Below are 3,664 nucleotides of genomic sequence, written 5' to 3' on the forward strand. Positions count from 1 at the left end.
GGGGTCGGTTCCGGCTGAGGGCGAAATGACACCCTAAGCTTTCGGTTCCTTGGGCCAAAGATATTCGCCAGTCAGTAGAATGTGCGCCCAGCCCAATGGGGATATGTGGGGAAGAAATTCAGGGGGAACATCCAACCCTTCGTTCCGCCGCTCCGTGACGGCATGACCAAGATGGACGGTATTCCAGTAAATGATCACCGCAGTCAATAAATTGAGCCCAGCGATTCGGTAGTGCTGCCCCTCTGTCGTGCGATCGCGAATTTCCCCCTGCCTCCCGATACGGAGCGCATTTTTGAGCGCATGGTGGGCCTCTCCCTTGTTAAGACCGATCTGAGCACGCCGCTGCATGTCCGTATCCAGGATCCACTCAATAATGAAAAGGGTCCGTTCAATACGACCAACTTCACGAAGCGCAACTGCAAGGTTGTTTTGTCGTGGGTAAGAAGCGAGCTTGCGCAGGAGTTGGCTGGGCCTGATTTTGCCAGCGGTCATCGTCGCGGCACAACGGAAAATATCAGGCCAGTTCGCAACGATAAGATCCTCCCGGGCTTTTCCACCTACCAACTTGCGTAACTCCCTGGGGGTCGTATCGGGATTAAATACGTACAACCGCTTCGATGGCAGATCCCTGATTCGCAGAACGAGATTGTAGCCGAGCAGGCTACTGGCTCCGAACAAATGGTCGGTGAATCCTGCTGTATCGGCATACTGTTCGCGAACATGGCGACCGACCTCGTTCATCAGTAGTCCATCGAGAATATACGGTGCCTCGCTCACGGTCGCCGGGATCGACTGACAAGCGAATGGCGCGAACTGGTCGCTTACGTGAGTATACGCTTTGAGGCCGGGAACAGAACCATATTTGGCATTGACCATGTTCATGGCTTCGCCATGCCGCGCTGTCGGGAAAAACTGACCATCGCTCGATGCTGACGTGCCCATCCCCCAGACGCGTGACATCGGCAGTTTACCCTGCGCGGCCACCACAATTGCCAATGCCTGGTTCATGGCTTCGCTTTCAACATGCCAGCGGGCAAGGCGTGAGAGCTGCCAGTAATCATGCGTGTTTGTAGCTTCCGCCATCTTACGCAGGCCCAGATTGAGCCCTTCAGCGAGCAGGACGTTGAGCAGACCGATCCGGTCGCGACATGGAGCCCCGGTTCTCAGATGGGTAAACGCATCTGTGAAACCAAGGGCTGCATCAACTTCAAGCAGCATGTCGGTAATCCGAACGGACGGCATTCGGCGATACAGATCCAGTATGAGTGCCTCGGCACCATCCGGCACGTCTGCTGTCAACCTGTCGATCCGCAACGTTCCATCTTCTATGCTACCGTGCGGAATAGTGCCGTTACGGGCAGCCCGGGCCAGCCGCTTAAGAGCGATCGTGAGTCGCGCCTTTCTGTCTGCCAGCCAATCCTGTGGGTTGGAAGGCACGGCCAGTTTTGCATTTTCCTGCGCCGCGATCATCGGCACCAGTACCTGCTTGAGGTCACCATAGCGGCGCGAATGAGCGAGCCAGACATCTCCGGAACGAAAAGCATCCCGGAGGTGAAAGAGTACCGCCACTTCCCAAAGACGGGTATCTCCTTTTTCCTGAGCTCGTAAATGACGGTTCCATTTGGAGCTGGGCCGCAGGAAACGCCTTTCTGGCGATGCAACACCTTTCATCTCTCCGATCGACAAAGCTGCTGCTACCAATGGTCCGGCGACCGGCGCGGCTTCGAGCTTCAGACAGCGCAACATGCGGGGCGCATAACGACGAAAGCGATGGTATCCCTGCCCGACATATGCAAGAGGCTCATCGGCTAGCGTGTTGCTGAGTTGAGTCCCTGTCGCTACCAGTTGAGCGAGCCGGTCCCATGCAACCGAACTGGCGACAGCCATCTCCAGCGGGGTTCCGTCACTGCGGGCCTCAAGCAACGAAGCTCCCAGCGCGGTGAAGGTACGGATCGTATCCGTGAGTGTGGCTTTAGAGCCGGAAATTGTTTCGTCATGCTGGCGCTTCGCTTCCCGCCAGGTTTTTCCTACGATCCTGTCATGGGTTTCGACTATGGCATCAGCAATCGCCGCTTCCCACTCCACAACACAGACGGCAAGGATCGCCCAGCGGCGGTCCGAAGTGATGTCACGCAAACCGTCGGTGAAGTAGCGTTCACCCTGCCGACGCAGCCGGGCAATGCGATGGGCAGGTATGCTGGCCAAAGCACTATGATTGATATTCAGGGTACGCAGAAATTCGAGCCTGTCGAGCAAACGGTTAGCAGCAGCCGAGTTGTTACCAACCTCGAAGTTGCGAAGCCAGATGAAACGACTGATATTGCCGGCGAGCATTTCACTCAGAAGTTTGTCCAGGTGATCGCGAACATCCGCTGTTAAATTTTCCGCAATCCGCGTTTCAATCCGCCGCTCAGCGGCGACCAGAGCATCCGCGCACAAGCGCTCGATTGTCGATACTGCGGGCAGAATGGTGGAAGTTTCCCGACACCGCACAATAAAACGATGAGCAAGATCCTCGTTTGATCTGGCATCTTCGGCCTGGCCGAAAGTCCACTCCCGCAGATCACGGGCACCACGGCCCGTGAAGGTCTTGTAGCCGTAAATTTCGCGCAGCGTGTCCATGTGCTGCTGACGGGTTTGGCGCCGTGTGGCATAAGTGAGAAGCGCATCAGCCGGAACTCCAAGCTGAGCACCGACGAAGGAAAGGACTTCACGCGGGATCATCTCACCAGGAGCCAGTGCACGGCCCGGATATCGTAAGGCACAAAGTTGCAGGGCAAAGCCAATCCTGTTTTCCGGTCTGCGGCGCTGCCTAATGTTTTCCAGGTCATCATCGCCCAGCGTGTAGAACTTCAGTAGCGACAGTTCGTCCGTGGGCAGATCGAACAGCGCTGCTCGCTGCCGTTCGGTGAAAATATGGCGTCGTGACATACAAATTCGTCCCTTTTGAAGTATAGTCTGTTTTGGACAACAGCCAGCCCATATAAATCAGGGCGTTCCGATACAAAAATCCAGGAGGGTTCAATTGGGACATCGTGCCGCCATTTACTGCCGGGTTTCAACAGCGGATCAGTCTTGTGAACGCCAGGAATTTGATCTGCGAGCCTTCGCCGGCCGTGCCGGCTACGACGTGGTGGGAATATTTAAGGAAACAGGTTCAGGAACTAAACTCGACCGGGCCGAGCGAAAGAAAGTCCTGGCGCTTGCCCAGTCCAGACAAATTGATGCAATCCTGGTCACTGAGCTTTCCCGGTGGGGGCGCTCGACGCTCGATCTGCTCAATACGCTACGTGAACTGGAGAACTGGAAGGTTTCCGTGATAGCCATGAATGGAATGGCGTTCGATCTTTCGTCGCCGTATGGACGAATGCTGGCGACGTTTCTTTCCGGCATTGCGGAGTTTGAGCGGGATCTCATCAGCGAGCGGGTCAAGTCAGGCCTTGCTGTTGCGAAGGCACGTGGTAAGAGGCTTGGTCGTCAGGCCGGAGTGCGACCAAAATCAGACCGACTTTTGCCTAAGGTGGTTGCGATGAGGGCCGAGGGACGCAGCTATCGCTGGATCGCACGCGAGCTCGGTATCAGCAAGAATACCGTCGCTGACATCGTGCAACGACACAGAGCTAACGCTTAGGGTGTCATTTCGCCCTCAGCCGGAACCGACCCC

Annotated in this window: 2 protein-coding genes; one reads left to right on the forward strand and one right to left on the reverse strand. The window is 56.1% G+C overall.

All coding sequences use genetic code 11. The features are described from left to right. Nucleotides 1–33 precede the first annotated feature (33 nt). On the reverse strand, nucleotides 34–2,931 hold the full coding sequence (locus QMN93_RS25570) for a Tn3-like element Tn5403 family transposase (RefSeq protein ID WP_001553819.1): 2,898 nt from the start codon (nucleotides 2,929–2,931) through the stop codon (nucleotides 34–36). Between the two features lie 94 nt (nucleotides 2,932–3,025). Between QMN93_RS25570 and QMN93_RS25575 the strand changes: the two genes are divergently transcribed. Beyond that, on the forward strand, nucleotides 3,026–3,631 hold the full coding sequence (locus QMN93_RS25575) for a recombinase family protein (RefSeq protein WP_000509966.1): 606 nt from the start codon (nucleotides 3,026–3,028) through the stop codon (nucleotides 3,629–3,631). The last annotated feature ends 33 nt before the right edge of the window (nucleotides 3,632–3,664 follow it).

It is taken from the genome of Enterobacter sp. R-1.6.2, assembly GCF_035064085.1.
Classification (GTDB): Bacteria; Pseudomonadota; Gammaproteobacteria; order Enterobacterales; family Enterobacteriaceae; genus Enterobacter; species Enterobacter asburiae_B.

Coding starts and splice junctions, on each gene's coding strand:
- QMN93_RS25570 (WP_001553819.1), bottom strand. CDS start 2,931: ATGTCACGACGCCATATTTTCACCGAACGGCAGCGAGCAGCGCTGTTC.